The sequence below is a fragment of the Cognataquiflexum aquatile genome, assembly GCF_003316845.1.
GTDB classification, from domain to species: domain Bacteria; phylum Bacteroidota; class Bacteroidia; order Cytophagales; family Cyclobacteriaceae; genus Cognataquiflexum; species Cognataquiflexum aquatile.
This window is the reverse complement of sequence record NZ_QMIK01000007.1, coordinates 149,804-172,682: the sequence shown is the minus strand read 5'-3', so window position 1 is coordinate 172,682 and position 22,879 is coordinate 149,804. Positions and strand designations below refer to the sequence as shown.

Genomic DNA, 22,879 nt, shown 5'->3' with positions numbered 1-22,879 from the left:
GGATTTTTATTCTTTTACTTACTAGATTAACCCGATCTTATGAGCCCACAAACCCAAAATACCGGCCCGGCAGTGAATGAATACGAGCGAGAACCTGTTCCCGCTTCCGCACAGAAAGGTTGGCGGAGTTTCCTTGGAATGTATGCCGGAGAACATACCGCCGGAACGGAATTTGTCATCGGGCCGCTCTTTGTTGCGCACGGCGTCGGTGCTTTTGATTTTTTTGCGGGATTGATTTTGGGAAATATCTTGGCAGTATTGAGTTGGGGACTGATGACGGCGCCGATAGCGACTTCCAAAAGAATGACGCTTTATTACCAATTGGAGAGGATTTGTGGGTACAAGATGGTGTCGATCTACAATGTGGTGAATGCGCTGATGTTTTGCTTCTTGGCGGGATCAATGATTGCAGTGTCAGCGACAGCAGTTGGCATTCCTTTTAACCTGACCATGCCGACGCTCACAACCTGGTTACCCACATCTTTAGGGTGGGTTTTGGTGGTATTGGTGATCGGTTTTTTGACCACTTTGGTAGCGATCAAAGGGTATAACCAAGTCGCAAGATTTGCGAATGTGGCGGCACCTTGGATGATTTTGATTTTTTTGTCTGCAGCTTTAGCGATTTTGCCGGAACTTGGAGTTACGCGCTTTTCGGAGTTTTGGGCTGTTGCCAATAAAGTGATCTGGACGGGTATTCCTTTGGAGGGCGTGAGCAAGTTTTCCTTTTGGCATGTGCTGTTCTTTGCCTGGTTTTGCAATATGGCAATGCACATCGGAATGTCTGACCTGACGATTCTCCGCTATGCAAAATCCTGGAAATATGGATTTCTTTCATTTTCAGGGATGTTTATAGGCCATTTCATTGCATGGATTTCTTCTGGAATTCTATATGCAGCATTTCTTCAAAGCAGCAATTTTTCCACTGAATTTGCACCCGGACCGATAGCCTATGGTGCCGCTGGTGTGGCGGGTGCTGTTTGCGTAGTGGTTGCAGGTTGGTCCACTGCCAATCCTACGATCTACCGTGCAGGACTGGCTTTGCAGGGTGTTTTTCCAAAAATGAAAACCTGGAAAGTGACCGCTTGGGTCGGTGCGGTAACAACTATAGCGGCATGCTTTCCGGCTTTGGTGATGAAGCTCTTGGACTTTGTAGCCTTGTATGGCTTGGTATTGATGCCGATGGGAGCGGTGATATTTGCGGATTTTTACCTTTCTCCCAAATTCGGAATTCAGCAGGAGATGGCTTACAATAGAAACATCTCCTTTTCAAATGCCACTTTCTTTACCTGGCTGATTACTTTGGCCGTCTGTCTGGGTTTGAATCTGGGATTCGGAATCGACATTTTCTTCCTTGGTTTACCCGGATGGTTTATCGCCGTATTCACATTTTTGATTTTATCCAAAACATTATACCCAAAAGGAAAGGAGGCGCTCGTATGAAAATCCTATTGATCATCATTTCTTACATCGGTTTGGCCTTGTCCATCATACCATCGGTATTGGTATTTTTGGGTAAAATTGACATGCAGACCAATACGACCCTGATGGCTGTTGGGATGGTTTTGTGGTTTGGGACTTCGCCTTTTTGGATCAACAGTAAAACGGACAAAGACAATGCGGCTGACAACTGAAAATATACAGGAATCGAATTCCAAATATGTAGCCCTTCATCAGAAGTCCTTTGCTGCTTTGTCTTCGCAATTGGAACATGAAGGGATTTCAATCGAGAAAATACTTTCGAAGATCCGCAGTTTTCAGATAGCGGTGCCAAGTTGGGCCTTGGGTGCCGGAGGAACGAGATTTGGAAGATTTGGGATTGGGGGAGAACCGAGGTCATTGGAGGAAAAAATCGAAGACATCGGCCTTTTGGCCAAACTCACCAAAAGTACAGATGCTGTTTCCCTGCACATTCCTTGGGACATCCCATCGGATTATGCCGCAATCATGCAGCTTGCCAAAAGCCACAACATCGGTTTTGATGCCGTCAATTCCAATACCTTTCAGGATTATGGGCAGGAGAAAAGCTACAAATTCGGTTCCCTGAGTCACAATGACCCAAAGGTCAGAGAACAGGCAGTTGCCCATAACAAACAAGTTATTGAAGTTGGGGGAAAGTTGGGTAGCAAAGGACTGACAGTTTGGTTGGCCGATGGAAGTAATTTTCCCGGTCAGCAAAGTTTCCGTAGGGCTTTGGACAATACATTTGAATCCCTCCAAAAAATCTATGCTTCAATGCCCGAAGACTGGAAACTGCTGCTGGAGTACAAGCCTTACGAACCGAATTTTTACAGTACGGTGATTCCGGATTGGGGCACTTCGCATTTGCTGTGCAGGCAGTTGGGAGACCGCGCCAAAGTCCTTGTCGATCTTGGACACCACCTTCCAAATACCAATATCGAGCAAATTGTGGGGATTTTATTGGGGCAAAATCAGTTGGCGGGATTCCATTTCAACGATTCCAAGTTTGGTGACGATGACCTGACGACAGGCAGTATCAAACCTTATCAGTTGTTTTTGATTTTCCTTGAACTTGTGGCAGGTGCTGAAGACAGTTGTCAGACTTGGGAAAGTATCTCTTGGATGATCGATGCGAGCCACAATACCAAAGATCCCTTGGAAGACCTGATGCAGACTTTGGAGGCGATCAAGATTGCCTATGCCAAATCCTTATTGGTGGATCGGGTGAAACTTAACGAGCACCAAATCAATGGGGATGTCGTTATGGCGCAGGAAATCCTGCAAAAAGCTTTCTTGACAGATGTGAGGCCATTATTGAAAGAAGCCCGGTTGCAATCAGGCGGGGCTTTGGAACCCATTTCCATTTACAGACAACATGAAATCCGAAAGCAGCTGATCCAAAAAAGGGGAGAGAATACGAGGGCGACGGGGTTGTAGGTTTTTGCGTTTGGATGTAATTGTTATCCCAACGGCCCATTCAGCGTCCTCACTGACTTTTCGAAAGTTCACTTTACAACATTGTCAGTGGAGACACTGACAATGGCGGTGAAATGAAGGCGAGGCGCACTTTGCGAAACCTTTGCGCTCATTGCGGTTAATTTCTCAAATATCTCAATTGCCAAATACCGATTTCAAAATCAGATCCTGGATTTCGATGGGAGAGAGCTTTGCTTTGGAATTCAATGCAGGATCTTGGCTGATAAATACAGGATGGTCTAAGCTGTCTTTTGGAATGGCACCGTGCGACCCTTTGACCAAAGTAGCATCCAAAGGAATGATGTCCATCAAATACCGGAAACCAAGTTTTTTCTTCAGGATTTTGAGCCCAATAGTTGCTTTGAGCATTTTGATTTTTGGGTCGGCAAACATCTCGACAGGATCATATCCCGGCTTGCGGTGGATATCCACGCAACGTGCATAGTCCGGGGCTATGGCATCATCCAACCAAAAATAATAGGTAAACCAGGAATCTTTGTCAGCGACTGCCACCAATTCCCCTGATCTTTCATGGTCAAGGTGAAAGGCTTTTTTGCCTGCTTCATCCAAGACGGATTCAATGCCAGGAATACTTTCCAACAATGATTTGACTGCCGGAATATCCTTTTTGTCTTTGACATAAATATGTGCCAATTGGTGGTCGGACACGGCAAAAGCCTTCGATGTCCCGGCGTCCAAAGTCTCCAATCCCAATTCATTTTTGACTGAGATGTAACCTTTTTCTCTCAAAATCCTGTTGATGTGGATCGGTTGATTGACTGAAGTGATGCCGTATTCAGACAGCAAAATCACCTTGGCACCCTGTTTTTCATAGTAACCGATTAGGTCTTTGGCAACTTCATCTATCTCAGTCAGTTCTTTTCCGATTTTGGAAAAATCAATGCCGCATTGTTGCAGCTTATAATCCAAATGGGGTAAATAGATCAGCGTCAGCGTTGGATTGTGCCACTCGTCCACTTTTTTGGATGCTTCCGCAATCCATTTGGTTGAAGAAATATTTGCATTGGGTCCCCAAAAGGAAAAAAGCGGAAACTGTCCCAATTCGTTTTGTAATCTGTCTCTCAGGTCCATCGGATGGCTGTGGCAGTCAGGTAATTTTAGGCCGTTGGCCGGATAAAGCGGCCTTGGGGTTACCTGATAATCCGCATTGGAGTACATGTTGTACCACCAAAACATATTGGAAACGGTGAACTCAGGATTGATTTTTTTGGCAACATCCCATATTTTTTCAGATTGGACCAAGTTGTTAGATTGTCTCCAAAACTTGATTTCGCATTCATCCCTGAAATACCAACCGTTACCGACGATGCCGTTTTCGGAAGGCCATTTTCCTGTAAGGTAGACTGATTGCGCCGAACAGGTAACTGCGGGCAGGACCGGTTCGATGGTGGCGCTTTGACCTTTGGCGATCCAATCTCTCAAAAATGGGGTATGCTCGCCGATCACCCGACCGGACAAAGCGACGATATCTATGACTACTGTTTTTTTCATGGATTGCTGCTGTTTTGTATGACCCACTGCAGTTCCCGGATGATCGATCCTCCGAGATCAAGGTTGATGCTTTCCGGCAATACTTCCCAAGTGTATGTTTCCACTTCGAGGTGATTGCAGACAGGGTCATTGGCGATGTAATCTAACACATCAAGGATGTCTTGTTGCGTGGAGGCGATTTTCCCATAGTCCGCTAGGAAAACCGGGACATGGTAATGGATTCTCCATTCTTCCGAAACTGTATTTTCCAAGGTTTCCATGGCCTCCGGCAAATCATTGAAAGAAACCAAACTGCTGTCGGAGTTTCGGGCTACGACTTGGTGCAGGTATGTTGACTCTGCAAAAGGGCTAAGCAGGGATTCTAATTCTTTCCTTGTAGATTGGTCCTTGGGGATATTTACCTTCAAAGCCGCACTGATCTGTATTTTGCCGATTTTGATTCCTGCTGATCGGAATGCCTTAAATATTTCAGAAGGTTTTTCATAAACTACCGCAAAATGACAGACGTCATAGCAGATCCGAATATGTTCTTTGAGACAGGACTCTGCCTCTTGGGAAGAGATTCCAAGTTTATCGGTCAGGTATTTTCCACCAACAGGAACCAGCCAATTTTGATAGAAATCAAGCACTTCCTGTGTGTTTTCCAGAATTCCATCTGGTTCCGGTTCGATGTCAAGGTGAAGGAGTTTGCCTGAATTTTTATGGATTAAATATAGCTTTTCAGCAATTTTTGCAAGGTTCAGCGTGGAAGTTTGAATCGCTTTATCCAACTGAAACTGGTCTTTATACCAATGTCTGTAGGATAGCGGAGAAGTGGATATGCCGCCATCCATGCCTTCGGGAATGAGCGCTGCAAGGATATCGAAAAGTCGGTCTGTGTAAGCCCATCTCTCCCGAGTCGTCCAATCAGGTTGATGGACTTCGTCTTTGACGACCTGATTATGAAAACCCCCGTAAGGAAATCCATTGAAAGTAAATACGTAACAGTCGTTTGCTGCTAACCAAGCTTTGAATTCCTCCAGGTTTTCGGTTTTTGCCAATTCTAGGCTAGCCTCATGGGATGAACGGAGTCCGATCCCAAAAGCTGCGTTTGGAGAAACCTCAGCTTTTATCCTTGGGATGTATTCTTTGAGGTTTTGAAAAGTTGCCTCCCAGCTTTCTCCCGGATGGATATTGGTGCAATAGGTTAGGTGGTGACCGTTTTTAAACATGGGTTTATAGAATTAATCAAATTAAACCCAAAAATCAGGAGCGGGCAACAAGATTTTCTTGGTGAAACAATTTAAGCTGATCAATGGATTTCAGAATCAGCTCATTGTCCATTTGGTGGACTTCAACTCCTTTGCCCATAGATTCCAACAAAGTAATGGTGAGTTCACCGCCAAGATGCTCTCTGAACTCCTCCAAGCCTTTCAGCAAAGCCTGACCCGACAATTCCGGATGGTAGATTTCAAAACCCAAGGTTTTGATCAGATTTATGATCCGCATCAGATCACCTTGACTGATCATTCCTTTGAGATAAGAATAGGTACTGTCCAAAGCAATTCCAATTGCAACGGCTTCACCATGCCTGACCTGATAGTGGGTAAGGTGCTCCAGTTTATGAGCTGCCCAATGTCCAAAATCCAAAGGTCTCGCCGAACCCGTTTCGAAAGGATCTTTGCCCGCGATATGGTTCATGTGCATTTGGGCACATCTGATGATCAGTTCCTGCATAGGCTCCATTACCCTGTTTGCGAGCGGAGAGGCATGTTTTTCCAACCACTCAAAAAAGCTCAAATCTTTGATCAGAGCGACTTTGATTGCCTCTGAAATTCCCGATCTCCAATCCCTGTCATCCAATGTTATGAGGAAATTAAAATCATTGATGACTGCAAAAGGAGGAGCAAAAGTGCCTAAGTAATTTTTCTTTCCGTAGGAATTGATGCCGTTTTTGACGCCTACTCCGGAATCATTTTGCGAAAGCACAGTGGTCGGAATCCGGATATGTCTGATTCCCCTGTGGGAAATGGCTGCCGCAAAACCCACCATATCCAACACCGCTCCGCCCCCGATTCCCACGATATAGGAATGTCTGTCAATTCCGTAAATGCTTGTGGCATCCACGATTCTTTTGAAAATAGTTTCGTCATTTTTGGATATTTCCCCACCGGGGACTACCACAGGTTCCGTACTGAGCAAAAACTTGTTTTCATAGGCCTTTGCGTAATCATTGATATCGTTGAGGAGATTGGGAAAAGCATCCGCCACACCGCTGTCCACCACAAAAAATGCTTTTGCTTTTTTTCCGTTGTCCAGAAAATCGGCAAGCATCGGGTTGTTGACATTAAAAATTCCTTCCAAAAAACAAACCTGATACCGAAACGGCACGGAGAAGGCTTGTTCAATAATCTTTTCCATTTTTATAAACTTAAATTATCAAAGTCTCTATTCAATCTCAAATATGGCCTTTTTGTTTTCTTAATCTGCAACTGAATATGATTGCAAAAAATTTCAAGTGACGGCGAATTTTTTGGCAAGGTAAATTGAAATGGGCAATAACAATAATACAATTATACCAAATTGCCATCCGGCAAATGCAGCTGCAAGGGAAGCATTGAGGATAATCAGAGAAATTACCCCTGCCTTGACAGCCTTTCCTATCAGTTGGGGGATTTGTTCACGGATAGCCTTGATCAAAGGAGGGAATATCATGTAGGCAAAAAGTGCGATGAATGGAATGACATGAAAAAAACGATTCCCTTGCAGAATACTTAAAACAGCAATAGAAAGTATGATGAAAACGTACATCAAAAAACCACCTTTCAGGGCTCTTCTGTTTTTACCATGGACTTCCCCACGACTGATCATGGTGATCGCAGCCACAAAAATCAGCGGTATAAATCCCAAATACCAATAGCTCTGAAGCATGACGGGGAAGGCGCTGATTCCCAAAAGCAGGTTTCCCGCACGGCAAAGGCCCATGTTGATGGGGCCAAAAATAAACTGATGCTTGCCCCAATAATCATACAAGACCGCCAAAACAGCGACAGTCAAAGCAATCAATGCGCTGAGAGTACTGACATTCCAAGCGGCAATAATTCCCATCAAAAGCAACAGAAAAGCCATCAAAGCGGCTTTTTCCTTGGAAACTCTTCCGCTGGGAATCGGTCTTTCAGGTCTTTCTTTTGCATCCAATTCAGCATCAAACACATCATTGAATGCCACACCGCCGCCGTACAATCCGATGGTGGAAAGTGTCAGCCAAAGAAGGTTATGGAAAACGGGCGAGTCTATCAACTTGGTTTGGTCAGCAAAAATAACCAAGGCTCCGCCTGCTATGGCGAAGCCTGCCCAAATATCAGCAATGGCAGTGACGATGTTTGCGGGGCGGGTGAGTTGAAGGTATGCTTTGATTTTTGACATGCTTAATTCTCCACAATGTCAGATCCTTCGACTCTTGGGGTCTGTCCGCCTCTAAGGACCGAGTTGCCAAATTGCCTTTCTCTTTGGTCGATTGGTTCGGGTTTGAGCCAATCCATTTCATCCATCTGTCCACTTTGGGAATAGGCTGTCAGGGCGTTTTGGTAGCAAGTCATTCGGATATGTTCTTCAGGAATTCCCATTTTGCGCATTAAAGCGGCTGTTTTTGGAACCGCCAAAGGGTCACTGATGCCCCAATCTGCGGCACTGTCTACAATAATCCTTTCGGGACCATAATGCTTTACTATCTCGGCCATCCGCTCACTTCCCATTTTGGTGTGTGGATAAATGGTAAATGCTGCCCAATAACCCCTGTCCAAAACCTCTTTGACGGTTTCTTCATTGTTGTGGTCCACGATGACCATGCTTGGTGGAAGGCCGTGTTCTTCACTGACATCCATGCTGCGGTAAGTTCCTTTTTTCTTATCCCTATGTGGGGTATGGATCAGAACAGGGAGATTCACTTCCTTGGCCAATTCAAGTTGAAGGCGGTAAAAACGGTCCTCAGCTTCCGTTTGGTCATCGTAGCCAATTTCACCGATGGCCACCACGCCTTCTTTGCCTACATACAACGGCAACAATTCCATTACTTCCTCGGCCAAAGGCACATTGTTGGCTTCTTTGGAATTCAGCCCCATCGTGCAATAATGGACGATGCCGAATTGCTTGGCGCGGAACCGCTCCCAACCAACCAATGTGCTGAAATAATCTTTGAAGCTTCCCACCTCAGTTCGTGGCTGACCCAACCAAAAAGCCGGTTCGATGATCGCCACGATACCTGCTTTGCGCATGGCTTCGTAGTCATCAGTAGTCCTGGAAACAACATGAATATGGGGATCTATAAACATTTCCATTGTGTGATATTTTTATGTGGGTAAACTATACTATTTATTTTAAATGGTCCATAGTCAACAGTCTATAGTCCATTGTAAGTTATATTGAACTCCAAAACCTGTTAGGAATATCTATTTGAAGCCTATTTCGGCAGCGTTTCCTGAAATTCCTTTCCGATTGATTCCCAAGTAATTCCTCCGGTTTCGATGGCTTCTTTGATGACATGGTTTTCATCAAGCAGGTTCCTTGCTTTGTCAAAACTGCTTTTGCTGCAAGCCAAAAGCGCGGCCTTTTCCTGAAGCATGTCGCCGGTCTGTAACACTACCTCTATGTCTTTTATGTTTTCTTCATTGATAAAAGGCCCGACAAAACGCCAAAGCTCAGGCATCACCTTACGCCCTGCTGCCCATCTTTCATGGGCAAAGTCGATAAGGATATTGGCAAGTTGAGGATTGGCCCTTTCATCCGCTCCCTCGATTTGGTATAAAGGACGGAGTAGGAAAATGGACTTGATCACCATCTGATTCCAAGCCCTTTCATCAAAATTAGCGGCAGGATATGGATTGTTCAGCGCAATGGCATCAAAGATAGAACTGATGTTGGTTCTGAGACCTTCGATGGCGCGGTCCCTCATTTCTTTTTGGAAAGGCATCAAAGGAATGGCGGCATAAAGGGACTGCTGTTCGTGCATGTCGCCGGTTTCAAACAGTTTATTCATCGCCGTCACCCAAGAGGTCGGGTCTCTTTCTTCAAAGTGAAGCAAAAGGTAAGTTCTTGCTGTCTGCAGTTGGTCCCAAGTATCGGGACGGAAACCTTGAAACAGGGTATTTGCCTCGGTTTTTTGACTTTCCGAAGGCTGTAAAAGGTATTTTTTGAAATACCTCGAAGCCTGACCAAAGGCCATATAAAACTTCAGATAAGAAGATTCATTTTGGATTTTTTCCTTTTGAAGCAAAAGCCACTCAATGGATTTTGGATCGGATTCTTGTTTTAACAGTTCAAAAAGAAAGGCTTTGGCTTTATCTAAATCTATAATTTTGTCCATGGTTTAGACTGTTATTTGGGTCAAATAAATCAGCATTTTAAAGTTAATGGTTTTTTTGAAAATATGGACGAGATCGATTTTGAAGGGTAAAATCCGACTTTGTACTATTTACAAAATTTCACTTGTTTTTTTCTCAGACAGATCTGAGCCTTAGAAAAAGTGGTCTTTTTGCCGAGATTTAAGCCATTTTAATATGATATAAATGAGGATTTAACTAAGGTGAGGATTTCCGATTTGGGACTGACACAAAAATATGATTAAAATCATAACTCGTTTTTTGCAGAATTTGGACAAACTCCATGTTTAACATTTTGGTGAAAATATGCTTTACACTTTTCCAAAGGAATAAATGTATTGAACCACACTTTTCCAAAGGAAAAAATGTGAATCATCACACTTTTCCTAAGGAAAGCTTATTCTTTGGGTTAAAGTTTTTGTCAGAATCCGCCAATTTTACCTTCCCCCAGGAGGACAATATTTCTTCAGATAGTCAGTATACAGCGTAGAAAGGTGGAGGAAAGTCCCTTGTCCTTCTGATATGCTGTGTGACCTGTTGGGGTAGGGCATAACCTGAAATTGCTTGTTGTGTTTGATCAGTTCATTGATGAGCATTTCGGCGTTTTGGTAATGGACATTGTCATCGGCAGTACCATGGATGTAAAGCAGATTGCCCTGCAGGTTTTTGGCATGGGATAGCGGTGAACCGTTTACAAAGTCTTCAAGATTTTCCTGAGGCAATCCCATGTACCTTTCCTGATAAATATTATCATAAGTGAGCTGAAAGGCCACAGCAGCGATGGAAATGCCGGTTTTGTAAATTTCAGGATATTGAAACATCAGGTTAAGTGTCGCAGTGCCTCCGCCGCTCCAACCCCAAACAGCGATCCTCTCGGGATCCACAAATGACCATTTTAGGATTTCCTTAGCACCTAATGCTTGGTCTCGGATATTGATGTCACCGATTTTTCTATAAATGGATTTGCGCCATGCTCTGCCCTTTGGGGCAGGAGTTCCGCGGTTGTCAAGAGAGATATAGATATACCCGTCTTGCCTCATGTCCCCTTTGTAGAGACTGTTTCTAGATGACCCGAATCCGTCGGCGACCGTCGCACCCCAAGGTTCAGAATAAACATAAAATACCACTGGATACTTTTTGGAAGTATCGAAGTTTGCCGGTTTTACCATCCAACCGTCCATCTCGACACCTTCTTCAGTGGTGATTTTGAAAAATTCGGTTGTTTTTTCCACTTGAGCTGAAGTGAATTTTGCTGCGATACTTTCTTTTTCATTCAAAGCCTGATGTTTTGGCAGGCTGATCATTTCGCCCAAAGGTCTGGTGTAGTGGTTTGAAAAACGGTGTTGCGCAAATTTTGCTGTTGGAGAAAGATTGTAGCTGTGTGTTCCCGGAAACCCTTCCGGAGTGACCATTTCCAATTTGCCTTTGCCATCTAGTCTACTGCGGTAAAGGTATTTTTGGGTGGCATTGTCAGGAGAGGCGATGAAATAGACAAAACCGCTTTTTTCATCATAGGCCTTCATTGAAATCACGTCATAATTTCCCGGTGTGACCAAAAGCTCTTTTTTCCCATCTGTGCTGATTCTGTATAGTTGCTTCCAACCTCCCTTTTCACTGGTCCAAAGAAATTCTTTGCCACCGGCAAGCCAATGTACCGGATGCTTGAAATCGATATCATAAGTATCGTCACCCGGGCTCATGACATCTACCCAAGCAGGGTCGGTTTCAGTCTGAATAAGCGTGACTTTTCCAGTTGCGGCATCACAACGCAGGATTTTGCTTTCGTTTTGTTTACGGTTCAGCTGCTGCACGAGAAATTCATTGGTACCGGGAATAAACTCCAACCTGACGAGATAATGTTGCCTTGGGTCACCTTGGATATCCATCCATTTGGTTTTGGCGGTAGCAATATCAATCACGCCGATCCGAGCTGCTGAAGGGCTTTCACCGACTTTTGGATACTCTACAGGAATGATCCTGGAATACACCGAGTCGGTATTATTGATCATGTAATAATCCCTTGTTCCTTCTGCATCCAATTGCCAAAATGCGATCGACTTGCTGTCAGGACTCCAACGGAAACCGTCACGGCACGCAAATTCTTCCTCATATACCCAATCAAAAGTTCCGTTGATGAATTTCCTGTTTCCGTCTTTGGTAAGTGGGGTGATGTTCTGTGTTGCAAGGTCTTCCAAGTAGATGTTGTATTCACTGACGTAGGCTGCTTTGGTGCCGTCAGGGGATATTTTGGCAAACATGAGCGAAGATTCGGGCCTCGATTTGCCCAATTGTTTTAGGCTGTTGTTCTTCAAATCCAAAACCCAATAATCCCCGCGTGTGTTGATTCTCCAAACCTGTTTGGAATTGGTGAAAATAAGCAGCTTGGAATTGTCACCCGAAAATGCATACAAGTCCAATTCAAGCGGATCACTTTTTCCTGAAGGAGTCAGTTGTTTTTTGCTGATGAGCACTTTCCTGTCGTTTGCCGGCAAGGTGTATTGGACTATCTCGTTCTGTTCGACGCTGAAATAAGCCGTGCCATCATTTGACCATTTGATATCACCTTGTTGGGCTTGTGCATAGGAAATGAAAAGACAAACAAAGAAAACCAAGAACAGCTTCAGGGTATGATAGGGTTTCATAGGGATTGGTTAAATTTTAAAAGAAAAGGATATGGCAGATTTTTAGATTTCAAAGAATTTTGTTTTTGCAGAAGCGTTTTTAAAGCACAGGCTGCACCAATAATCTTCTTCGATCAACAAGCTTTTGGTATACCAAGTATCAGTGTTGCTTGGCAATTTAGTAAAATCCTGGAGTGTATTCAATTCATTTAGGTTATCCATCAATCCGGTTCCTTCCGCTTTTAAAATGGATTCTTTGATAGTCCATATTTTGAAAAATTGATTGACCGGTTGATTTGATTTTTGGATAAAATCAATTTCATCAGGATGAAAAGACATTTCCAAAATGGACTTATAATCAAAATCAGGATTTATTCCTTCTATATCAATGCCACAGGGATTGTTGGAAAAAATAAATACGAGCCAATCACCTGAATGCGAGGTATTGAAATGGATGTTTTCTTGATTTCTGATTTTGGGTTTGTTGAATTCATTCACCTCAAATTCCACCGATTTGGGTTCACGTCCGAGATAGTGGCCGCAAAGAATTTTTTTCATAACGGAGCTGACAAGAAAACTGTATTTGTCCTGTTCTCTCACAAATCTTTCTGATTTTTTTAATTCTTCCCCGGTTAATAATCCTGTATGCCGCTGGATTTTCTCAAAGTTATTAGCTATCCCAATCCGGATTATATGAAGCTCATCCAAAAGCGGAGAGGCTGCGAATTTTTCCCAAATGGGATTGGTTTCTTGCCAATCAATGGATTTATCGAGGATCATGAAACAGTTTTTTCATCAAGGACCTTTTGAATTTTTTCAGCCATTTCTTTTAAGATTTCCGGTTTTTTGAAAATATTATCGTGATGGCCTGAGACATGTACTACATGGACTTTTTCAACGAAAGGAAGCCATCCGTAGTATTTTGGTTCTTCGACATAAAAGCCCTGAGTTTTTGCGCGGAATAGATGAAGTGGGCCATTGTAAGGACCTAGTCTGTATTTATTTAAGATATCAGCATTATTCTTTGCAATTCTGTTCAGAACACTTTTGGAGTCACCCAAATATTTTGGATCGGGTTTTAGTTTCATTTTGACAAGGAGTTTGTCTCTTTTTCTTTGAAAGGACCTTGATTTCTTTTCAAAATAACCTTGGGGTTCATGCAAGACAAAGTTAATCTCATTGAGAATTATTTTTGATCTGAGTTTTATTTTATCAAAAGTTGAAAGTTTCTCATAGGAGTCCAAAGATGATGTATCAAACAAAATGAGCTTTCCGACTTGTTTTCCCATTGAACGAAGCTGTCTCGCCATTTCGTAAGCCACATATCCACCAAAGGAATAGCCTGAAATATTGTAAGGGCCGTGTGGATTCTGATCGATCATCAGGGAAATGTAATAAGAAGCCATTTCTTCAAGGGACTTATTTGGGGTCTCTATGCCATCCAAACCTTTTGGCTGAAATCCATAAATGGGCTGGTCGTCTTCAATATATTTTGCCAGACTATAATAAATTGAAACTGTCGATCCTACCCCGTGGACAATATACAAAGGAGGTTTATTGCCTGAAGGTTTTATTGGAACGAGGGAATTCCAACCGGTCTGATTTTGATTGATGTTTTCAAGGGCCTTTGCCAGTTCCAGAATATTCGGATGTTTGAATATTTGGTTGATGGCGAGTTTTGAACCAATTTCTTTTTCCAGAGCTGCCATTACTTTCACAGCAAGGAGGGAATGTCCTCCCAATTCAAAAAAATCTGCCTCTATATCTATTATTTCTTTTTTCAATGCGCTGCACCAAATTTTAGAAATTGTTTTTTCAAGATTTGTTGTTGGCGTTTTTTTCTCATTGATTTTTTCTATAGGCTTAGGAAGATTTTTTTTGTCTATTTTATTATTTGCTGTCAAGGGTAGATGTTCCAAAAGAACGATGTTACCTGGCACCATAAAATTGGGCAAAATCTCATGTAATCTTTCCTTTACTTGGTAAATCCAGTTCTCTCGGTTTATTGTTTGAAGGGGTTCTTGGCATACAACGTATCCTACCAATTGTTTTTGTCCGGGCAGGTCTTCCCTCAATATCACTGCTGATTCTTTTACTCCGTCGATACTGTTGATGGTCGATTCGATTTCGCCGAGCTCGATTCGGTATCCCCTGATTTTGACCTGGTCATCAATCCTTCCCAAATATTCAATGTTGCCATCCGGTAGCCATCGGGCGAGGTCGCCTGTGCGGTACATTTTTGCACCTTTGATAGTGGTGAATGGATTATTGACAAATTTTTCAGAAGTAAGGTCAGGGAGATTCAAATATCCTCTGCTCAAAGTTTGACCGCCAATGCAAAGTTCTCCTGTGACATTGATTGGATTTAATTGATTGTCCTTATTGATGATGTATATGTTCAAATAATCTATTGGTTTTCCAATAGTCACTTTTTCAGTAGGCGACTGAATTTTTGCCACAGAAGCCCAAACTGTGCATTCTGTAGGGCCGTATTCATTGTAAAGGGAAGCGTTCCCTGATTTTTCAAAATGGAGTTTTACCAATGATTCATCAAGATTTTCTCCTGCGACTATGACATTGGAAAGTTTTGCTTTTGCCAATAGATCCTCCTCCAACAAGAACCTGTAATAAGAAGGGACGCAGAGGATGGATTCAGTATCGTGAAGGAGTTCTTTGATATGGTGAGGATTTTTTATCAGTTCACTTTTGCAAAGAATCAGTTTTCCTCCTGTAGTAAGGGTTCCAAAGATTACTGCCACCGAGGAATCAAATGCGAATGAGGGGATCAATAGAACCGCTCCGGTTTCCTTATAATAGGATTGTCTGGCCAATGTGGACGCCGCTAAACCCTTGTGTTCAATCATCACACCCTTAGGTTTTCCGGTGGAACCGGAAGTGTATATGATATAGGCCAAATGATTTTGTTGGATGTCTATTGGAATAAATTCTTCTGACATCTTTTCAATTTCTGGCCATTCTTCATCTAAGATGATTAATTCTCCCAGGTTTTGAAGCCTTGTTTTTAAGTCAGACGTCGTTATTATAAAGTTTGCCTGGGTATCAGTATAGACATACTCAATTCTTTCATCCGGGTATGTGGGATCAATCGGTACATAGCCGCCACCCGCTTTCAAAATCCCCAATATACCGACGATCATTTCAAGAGAACGGTCGAGGCAAATCGGGACCAAGCTTTCAGGTCGAAGATTTTTCTTAAGGAGGAAGTTGGCAAGCTGGTTGGACCTCTTATTCAATGCGCTGTAAGTGAGTTTCTTGCCTTCAAATTCCACCGCAATGGCTTCAGGTGATTTTTCAACTTGCTCCTCAAACATATTTAGAATTGTTATTTGAGGGGGAAGATCCTGGACTTTGGAATTAAAGGATTCAATCAATTCTTTTTCTTCTGGTGAAGAAAGGATTTTTAAATTTCCAACTTCCTCATTTGGGTTTTCAAGGATTGATTTTAATAAATGGATATAATGACCCGCGAAATGCGCAATCGTTTCATGTTTGTAAAGGTCTGTATTGTATTCTGCTATCCCTTCTATGCCGGTTTCAGTCTCCGTAAGGTCAATAGTCATGTCAAATTTTGAGGTGAAATGCTCATAAGGCTTTTCTGAAACCACGGCATCTTCCAAGTGAACCTCATTTTGTGGAACATTCTGTAAAACAAATAAAACCTGAAAAACAGGATTTCGGCTTAAGTCTCTTTCTTGCCCGAGTGATTCCACCACCATTTCAAAGGGGACTTTTTGGTTTTCAAAAGCCTCAAGGGTGGTGTTGCGGATATCTTTGAGGACATCAGAAAAGGCCATATTTCCCCCTATACTGGTTCTTAGCGCCAAAGTATTGACAAAAAGCCCTGTTAAATCTTCTATTTCGTGACTTTCTCTTCCTGCAATAGGTGTTCCGACGCAGATATCCTCCTGACCGCTATATCTGTAAAGTAAGGTTTTAAATGCGGCAAGCAAAGTCATAAAAAGTGTGGATTGGTGATTTTTTCCTAATTCTTTGAGTTGGGAAACCAAAACACTATCTATCGCAAAGCGAAAGTTATTGCCTTTATTACTATGCATTGCAGGCCTTACAAAATCTGTTGGAAGCTGTAGAGGGGCTACGTTTTTAAGTTTGTTTTTCCAATAGTCAATCTTAGTACGAAATGAATCACTATTGAGGAAGTTTTTTTGCCAGATGGCAAAGTCAATATACTGCAGTGGAAGTGGAGGCAGCGGTATCGGCTTTCCGTTGGTAATGGCTTGATAGCATTTCGATAGTTCTTTTCTCAGGATGTTTGCGGACCATCCGTCAGACGCTATATGGTGCAGTGTGATTACCAAACAATACTCGTTGCCGGCTAATGTGATGATACAGGCCCTCATCATATGGTCCCTGGTGAGGTCGAAAGGTATCCTGATCAGTCCTGTAACTTCACTGTCAAGGAGTCCCGAATCAGGTAAATCCATTATTTCAAGCTTCCAGAGATCTTTTCCGAGCACGTACTGACAATCGTTGCCGTCCTTTTCCCTGATCACGGTCCTGAGGACTTCGTGGCGGTTGACAATAGTTCTGAGCGCTTCCTCCAAGGCTGGTATGTTGAGCTTTCCCCGGATGTTAAGGATCAGTGGAATGTGGTACTGAATACTTCCTTCTAATTGATGGATAAACCAAAGGCTCATCTGATTATGGGAAAGGGGAATAATTTCAGTTCTTTCTCTTAATGTTTTGACTATATCTTCCTTATCATCAATTTCTTTGGTGGACAGGATTTCTGTGAATTGTTTCAAAGTGGAGTTAGAAAATAGATCTCGGATAGAAAGTACCTGTCCAGTTTCTTGCCTCAAAGCTACAATAACCCTCATGGCCATGAGGGAATGGCCCCCAAGTTCAAAAAAATCATTATTGAGCCCCACTTTCTCAACTCCCAGTATTTTCCTCCAAACTTCAGACACCTTTTTTTGTAGGTCTGTTTTGGGGGCTTCATATTTTATGGTTTCATTGGATTCTGCTACTGGTTCAGGTAGGGCTTTTCTATTTATTTTCCCATTGAAAGTCAAAGGGAAAGCATCCAGTTCCATCCAAGTATGAGGGACCATGTATTCTGGAAGTTTTCCATTGAGGAAAGAAATGACCTCATCCTTGTCAAAATGACTTTTACAAATCACGTAGCCTATTAGCCTATTGATTCCAAAGTTATCCTGTTTTACTGCAACGACTGCTTGTTTAATCCCTTTGTGTTGCTGAAGTAAAGTTTCAATCTCCCCAAGTTCGATTCGGTGGCCTCTGATTTTGACTTGATCATCAATCCTGCCCAGATACTCAATATTGCCATCGGGCAACCATTTAGCAAGGTCTCCTGTTCGGTAGAATCTAGCCTCTTTATTTTCGCTAAAGGTGTCACGAACAAACTTTTCGGAGGTAAGTTCAGGCCTGTTGAGGTAACCTCTTCCAACACCATCCCCTCCAATACAGAGCTCACCCGGAATCCCTATTGGATTGGGTTGATCTCCAGAACCAAGAATATAGATAGAAGTGTTGGCAATAGGCTTACCAATAGTCACTTTTCTGGAAGGGTCCATTTTCTTTAAAGTAGACCAAATAGTGGTTTCCGTCGGACCATATAAATTCCAAAGCGTTCCTAAAGAAGACAAAGCATTTTTTGTATCCGCCTTTAGCGCTTCTCCGCCCACCAGCATTTTAATCCCTGTTGGGTTTTTCCATCCACTTTCAAGAAGCAATTGCCATCCTGACGGCGTGGCTTGCATGTGAGTAGGTGCTTTTTCTTCAATTAACTGTGCAAGTTTATAGCCATCAAGGGTAGTTTCTTTATCAGCTAAGATTACGCAGCCTCCCTGAAAAAGCGGAAGAAACAGTTCAAGATAAAAAATATCGAAACTATAGGTGGTGACCGATAGAATACTGGAAGAAGGATTGAAATCTACATCCTTGGACATGCTGAAAAGGAAGTTGACCAGATTTCTGTGTTCAACCATCACGCCTTTAGGTTTTCCTGTAGATCCTGAGGTATATATGATATCAAAGAGATTTTCAGGATTAGGTGAGGGGAGTGGCTTGTTAGAAGACATTAAGGAAATACCCTCTTGTTCTCGGTCTAAAAATAGTTTTTTGTGGTTTGAGACTTTGTCTGAAGTATTGGAAATGCATATAACAAAATCAGCCCCGGTATCTTCCAACATGTAATCAATCCTTTCTACAGGTAGCGAAGGGTCGATAGGAACCAATGCGCCGCCGGCCTTTAGAATTCCTAGAATCCCAATGACCATCCCAATGGATCGATCTATACAAAGAGGTACGGGATTTTCTGACTTGACACCTTTAAATATCAGGTAGTTGGCGAATTGGTTGGCTCTTTCGTCAAGTTCTTTATAATTAATATTTTGGCCACCGGCGACAACAGCAATCTTGTTTGGTGACTGCTTCGCTATTTTCTCAAATAGACTTACAATTGTTTCATTTTTGGGGTAACTGGATTTTGTATTATTGAATTTTCTTAAAACAAGATCATCTTCTTCAAGTCCTATCATTTTTAACTTATCAATCCTGATAGATGGATTATTAGAAATTGAATACAATAAGATCTTGTAATGGCCAACCATCCTTTCTATGGTCTCTTTCAAGAATAGGTCTGTACTGAATTCTACCATTCCATCAAGGCCATTCTCTGCTTCTGTTAATTCAAAAGCAAAGTCAAATCTTGAAGTTGAATGATTATAATTGAATGAAGACCATTTGGTGTCTTCCGTTTGAAATCTGGTATCATTGGCGCTATGGAGGGCAAACAACACCTGGAAAACAGGGTTTTTGCTCAGATCCCTTTTGATTTCAAGAGATTCCACCATTTGCTCAAAAGGTATTTCACTGTTGTCAAAAGCATCAAGCGTATTGGTTTGCACCTGTTTGAGCAATTCATCGAATCTCATTTTTCCCTCAACAGCATTTCGTAAAGGAATACTATTGACAAAAAAACCTATCAGATTCTCAAGATTCTGATAATTCCTTCCTGCGACTGGTGTACCGACACATATATCTTCCTGCCCGGTGTACCTGTACATCAACACTTTGAATGCTGAAATAAGTGTCATGAACAGTGTCGCATTGAATTGTAATCCTATTCTATTTAGATCGGATATCAATTCTTTGGTGATTGAAAACCGAACGGTCCCACCGTTTCTGCTTATTTCGGAAGGCCTGCTAAAATCTGTTGGAAGCTGAAGAGGAACGACGTTTTTGAGTTTGGCTTTCCAATAGTCAATCTTGGGCTGTATTGAATCACTGTTCAGGAAATTTCTTTGCCAGATGGCATAGTCAATATACTGTATGGAAAGTGGAGACAGGATTATTGGCAGTCCTTTGGTGATGGTCTGATAGCATTCGGTGAGTTCTTTTCTCAGGATGTTTGCAGACCATCCGTCAGATGCAATGTGGTGCATGGTGATTACCAGACAATAATCGCCTTTGGTTTTTGTGATCAAGCATGCCCTCATCATGTGGTCATGGGTGAGGTCGAAAGGAGTTCTTATCAGTCCTGAAATTTCATTGTCAAGGAGTTCAGGATCAGATAAATCTATTCTGTCCAGCTTCCAAAGGTCTTCTCCAAGCGCCTTTTGCCAATAGTTGCCATCCTTTTCGGTGACGACAGTGCGGAGGGCTTCGTGACGGTTGACAATGGTTTTGAGGGCTTTTTCTATGGCCGAAATATCTAGGTTTCCGTTAATGTTGAGGATCTGGGGAATATGATACTGTATACTTCCTTCCAGCTGGTGGATGAACCACAGACTTTGCTGATTGTAAGAAAGGGGAATGTTTTCAGGCCTTGCCACGGGATGAGGAACATTACTTGAGACTTCCCCTCTTCTAGACTGGAGGATGAGGGCAAGTTGTGCGACCGTGGGAGCAGAGAAAAGCTCACGAATGGAAAGTTCTGCCCCCAAATCTTTTCTGACTGCTGCCAGGGTACGCATTGCAAGAAGGGAATGTCCTCCAAGAGCAAAAAAATCATCATGGATTCCAACCCTGTCCAACCCTAGAAGTTTTTGCCAGAGAGTGGCAAGCTGTTTTTCGAGGTCATTTTTTGGTTCAGCATATCCGGCAGTCACCCTATCAGCGGAACCGACATCGGGCAGTGCCTTTCGGTCGATTTTTCCGCTGAAGGTGAGGGGGAGTTTTTCGAGCTGAAGCCAAAGGGCGGGGACCATGTATTCAGGGAGTTTTGACCTGAGGAATGCACTGACGGATTCTTTGTCGAAATCGCCGTCGCAGACCACATACCCCACGAGCCTTTTGTCACCTTGCCCGTATTCTTTTGCCATGACCACGGCCTGCTTCACGGTGGGGTGGAGGAGCAGGACGGATTCGATTTCACCGAGCTCGATTCGGTATCCCCTGATTTTGACCTGGTCATCCATCCTGCCGAGGTATTCGATGTTTCCTTCGGGTAGCCACCTGGCGAGGTCACCTGTACGGTACATCCTATCACCTGGGACATTGCTGAATGGGTTGTGAAGGAATTTTTGAGAGGTAAGATCTGGCTTGTTGAGGTAACCTCGTCCGACACCTTTTCCACCTATGCAGAGTTCACCGGGAATCCCGATAGGGTTTACCCCGCCTTCAGGACCAAGGATGTATACAGATGTATTGTCGATGGGCTTTCCGATGCTTACCTTTTCACCCACCTCCATTTTTTTGAATGTTGATGTTATTGTAGTCTCTGTTGGTCCATAAAGGTTCCAAAGCTTTCCTGTTTGGGCGAGAAGATTTTTCGTTTCTTCCAAAAGAGCTTCACCTCCTGTAGTCATTATAATTCCTTCCGGATTGTTCCATCCCGAACTGAGGAGTAATTGCCAACCGGAAGGCGTAGCCTGCATGTGGGTAGGACGAACTTCTTCCAGTTTTTTGGAAAGGCTGAATCCGTCCATGGCAATTTCCTTTTTTACCAAAAAAACAGACCCTCCATTTATCAGGGGTACAAAAAGTTCCAGGCAAAATGCATCAAAAATGAAAGTAGTTACCGATAGCTGACGCGAAGAGGAATCATACACTACAATTTTTGTTAAGCTAATCGAAAAGTTGATGAGGTTTTCATGGTCCACCATAGCACCTTTTGGCTTTCCTGTGGATCCGGAAGTGTAGATGATATATGCAAGATTTTTAGGTAGGAGCGAAAGCGGAAGTTTACCAGAAGGCATCCTGAGAACCGCCTCCATTTCCTGGTCCATGATGACAAGATTTACCTTATCGCTGAAATTGTGGGCTGTTTCAGAAGAACAAATGACAAAATCCGCTTTGGTATCTTCAATCATATAATCAATCCGGTCCTTTGGAAAGGCAGGATCGATGGGGACATAGGCCCCACCTGATTTGAGGATTCCAAAAAGCCCTATGATCATTTCCAGAGACCGGTCCATACAGATCGGAACAGGACTTTCAGGTTTGAGTCCGTTTTTGATTAAAAAATGGGCTAGCTGGTTTGATTTGGCATCCAATTGACTGTAAGAAAGCTCGTTTCCTTCAAATTCAACAGCTACCGCATTTGGGTTGTTTATTACCTGTTGTTCAAATAAATCCAAAATTGTTTTTGTGTCCGATAATGGGGATTCAGTATCGTTGAAGGATTTCAGCAGTAAATCTTCTTCTTTAGGAATAATATTTAAGAGACCTAAGTTTAAGGTTGGATTGGATTGTACAGATTCAAGAAGCGTAAAAAAATGGGAGGCCATCCTCTGAATTGTTTCGAAGCAATACATTTCAGTGTCAAAGGTGATCGTAGCCTCGATAGTATCGTCATTTTCCACAAAGCCAAAAAACAGCGTAGAATTGAATTCCTGAAGTTTTATTGCTACTCGGTGGTTGGATTCATGGTTTTCCTTATTTTTTTGATAATCAAAAATGACGGGAAAAAGTAAACTCAAATCCTTTTCGTTCTTTTTTCCTAATAAGGAAATTATCTGATCAACAGAGATTTGATTGTAGGAATTGGCTTCAGCTAAACCGATCTCTAATTTTTGAACCAACTCATCAAATTGCATGCTGCCATCTATTTTGGAACGAATAGGCAGGATATCCAAAAATTCGTTTTGTTCATTTCCCCCATTTGGTCGGAAAAGCCCCGATTTTTTGATGGTTGTACCAATACAAAAATCATTTTGGCTACTATACCTGTAAAGCAAAACTTTCAGGGCTGCAAAAAGGACTAAAGACGATGAGGGGGTTTTTTCAGAAAAAGAGGCCTTGATATCATGGAGTAGAGCCTTATCTAAAAAAAAGTTAAGCGTGTTATTCTCTTTTCCTTTTGTCAAAGAATTTGAAGGATCCTTTGGCAGTTGTAACTCTTTGATGCCCTCAAGCTTTTTAATCCAATAACCATTGATTGATTGCGAAAATCCTGTCGCTGATTGGTTATTTAGCGATTTTGTTACTGACATAACTAAGTTAATTTGG

12 protein-coding genes are annotated in these 22,879 nt (G+C 42.6%); 3 read left to right on the top strand and 9 right to left on the bottom strand.

Annotation, left to right across the window (positions count from 1 at the left end):
* Positions 1 to 39 precede the first annotated feature (39 nt).
* Genes DQW11_RS19085 through DQW11_RS19075 form a run of 3 tightly spaced genes read left to right on the top strand, consistent with a single transcriptional unit; the run spans position 40 to position 2,895 of the window.
* Positions 40 to 1,440 (top strand): purine-cytosine permease family protein, encoded by a 1,401-nt coding sequence (locus tag DQW11_RS19085; protein ID WP_113925707.1) that lies wholly within the window; start codon positions 40 to 42, stop codon positions 1,438 to 1,440.
* Complete coding sequence (locus DQW11_RS19080) at positions 1,437 to 1,631, top strand: hypothetical protein (protein WP_113925706.1); 195 nt, start codon at positions 1,437 to 1,439, stop codon at positions 1,629 to 1,631. Before DQW11_RS19085 ends, DQW11_RS19080 begins: the two co-directional genes overlap by 4 nt.
* Complete coding sequence (locus tag DQW11_RS19075; RefSeq protein ID WP_113925705.1) at positions 1,615 to 2,895, top strand: TIM barrel protein; 1,281 nt, start codon at positions 1,615 to 1,617, stop codon at positions 2,893 to 2,895. The genes DQW11_RS19080 and DQW11_RS19075 overlap by 17 nt, the downstream gene beginning before the upstream one ends.
* A 174-nt stretch (positions 2,896 to 3,069) precedes the next feature.
* Here DQW11_RS19075 and DQW11_RS19070 read toward each other — a convergent pair whose 3' ends face one another.
* The 9 genes from DQW11_RS19070 to DQW11_RS19030 all read right to left on the bottom strand — a co-directional run bounded on the left by DQW11_RS19070 (position 3,070) and on the right by DQW11_RS19030 (position 22,863).
* The gene (locus tag DQW11_RS19070) at positions 3,070 to 4,446 is read right to left on the bottom strand and encodes an alkaline phosphatase family protein (RefSeq protein WP_113925803.1); all 1,377 of its coding nucleotides are present in this window, start codon (positions 4,444 to 4,446) and stop codon (positions 3,070 to 3,072) included.
* A complete protein-coding gene (gene eboE / locus DQW11_RS19065; protein ID WP_113925704.1) occupies positions 4,443 to 5,657 on the bottom strand; it encodes a metabolite traffic protein EboE in 1,215 nt (404 codons plus the stop codon). Before eboE ends, DQW11_RS19070 begins: the two co-directional genes overlap by 4 nt.
* Positions 5,658 to 5,691: 34 nt before the next feature.
* On the bottom strand, positions 5,692 to 6,846 hold the full coding sequence (locus DQW11_RS19060; protein WP_113925703.1) for a 3-dehydroquinate synthase: 1,155 nt from the start codon (positions 6,844 to 6,846) through the stop codon (positions 5,692 to 5,694).
* 93 nt (positions 6,847 to 6,939) lie between these two features.
* Positions 6,940 to 7,851 (bottom strand): UbiA-like protein EboC, encoded by a 912-nt coding sequence (gene eboC / locus DQW11_RS19055; protein ID WP_113925702.1) that lies wholly within the window; start codon positions 7,849 to 7,851, stop codon positions 6,940 to 6,942.
* Positions 7,852 to 7,853: 2 nt separating this feature from the next.
* On the bottom strand, positions 7,854 to 8,762 hold the full coding sequence (locus DQW11_RS19050; protein WP_113925701.1) for a TatD family hydrolase: 909 nt from the start codon (positions 8,760 to 8,762) through the stop codon (positions 7,854 to 7,856).
* A gap of 122 nt (positions 8,763 to 8,884) precedes the next feature.
* Positions 8,885 to 9,787 carry an EboA domain-containing protein gene (locus DQW11_RS19045; RefSeq protein WP_113925700.1) on the bottom strand — a complete coding sequence of 301 codons (903 nt, stop codon included), beginning with the start codon at positions 9,785 to 9,787 and terminating at the stop codon, positions 8,885 to 8,887.
* A gap of 453 nt (positions 9,788 to 10,240) precedes the next feature.
* A complete protein-coding gene (locus DQW11_RS19040; protein ID WP_113925699.1) occupies positions 10,241 to 12,445 on the bottom strand; it encodes a S9 family peptidase in 2,205 nt (734 codons plus the stop codon).
* A gap of 42 nt (positions 12,446 to 12,487) precedes the next feature.
* On the bottom strand, positions 12,488 to 13,204 hold the full coding sequence (locus tag DQW11_RS19035; RefSeq protein WP_113925698.1) for a 4'-phosphopantetheinyl transferase family protein: 717 nt from the start codon (positions 13,202 to 13,204) through the stop codon (positions 12,488 to 12,490).
* Positions 13,201 to 22,863, bottom strand: a complete 9,663-nt coding sequence (locus DQW11_RS19030) for a non-ribosomal peptide synthetase (protein WP_113925697.1) — start codon at positions 22,861 to 22,863, stop codon at positions 13,201 to 13,203. The genes DQW11_RS19035 and DQW11_RS19030 overlap by 4 nt, the downstream gene beginning before the upstream one ends.
* Positions 22,864 to 22,879: the final 16 nt, after the last annotated feature.

What these genes read in the sequence shown, in the direction of transcription:
- DQW11_RS19035 (WP_113925698.1), bottom strand. Translation starts at nt 13,204, where the DNA reads ATGATCCTCGATAAATCCATTGATTGGCAAGAAACCAATCCCATTTGG.
- DQW11_RS19040 (WP_113925699.1), bottom strand. Translation starts at nt 12,445, where the DNA reads ATGAAACCCTATCATACCCTGAAGCTGTTCTTGGTTTTCTTTGTTTGT.
- DQW11_RS19085 (WP_113925707.1), top strand. Translation starts at nt 40, where the DNA reads ATGAGCCCACAAACCCAAAATACCGGCCCGGCAGTGAATGAATACGAG.
- DQW11_RS19070 (WP_113925803.1), bottom strand. Translation starts at nt 4,446, where the DNA reads ATGAAAAAAACAGTAGTCATAGATATCGTCGCTTTGTCCGGTCGGGTG.
- DQW11_RS19060 (WP_113925703.1), bottom strand. Translation starts at nt 6,846, where the DNA reads ATGGAAAAGATTATTGAACAAGCCTTCTCCGTGCCGTTTCGGTATCAG.
- DQW11_RS19075 (WP_113925705.1), top strand. Translation starts at nt 1,615, where the DNA reads ATGCGGCTGACAACTGAAAATATACAGGAATCGAATTCCAAATATGTA.
- DQW11_RS19045 (WP_113925700.1), bottom strand. Translation starts at nt 9,787, where the DNA reads ATGGACAAAATTATAGATTTAGATAAAGCCAAAGCCTTTCTTTTTGAA.
- DQW11_RS19030 (WP_113925697.1), bottom strand. Translation starts at nt 22,863, where the DNA reads ATGTCAGTAACAAAATCGCTAAATAACCAATCAGCGACAGGATTTTCG.
- eboC (WP_113925702.1), bottom strand. Translation starts at nt 7,851, where the DNA reads ATGTCAAAAATCAAAGCATACCTTCAACTCACCCGCCCCGCAAACATC.
- eboE (WP_113925704.1), bottom strand. Translation starts at nt 5,657, where the DNA reads ATGTTTAAAAACGGTCACCACCTAACCTATTGCACCAATATCCATCCG.
- DQW11_RS19050 (WP_113925701.1), bottom strand. Translation starts at nt 8,762, where the DNA reads ATGGAAATGTTTATAGATCCCCATATTCATGTTGTTTCCAGGACTACT.
- DQW11_RS19080 (WP_113925706.1), top strand. Translation starts at nt 1,437, where the DNA reads ATGAAAATCCTATTGATCATCATTTCTTACATCGGTTTGGCCTTGTCC.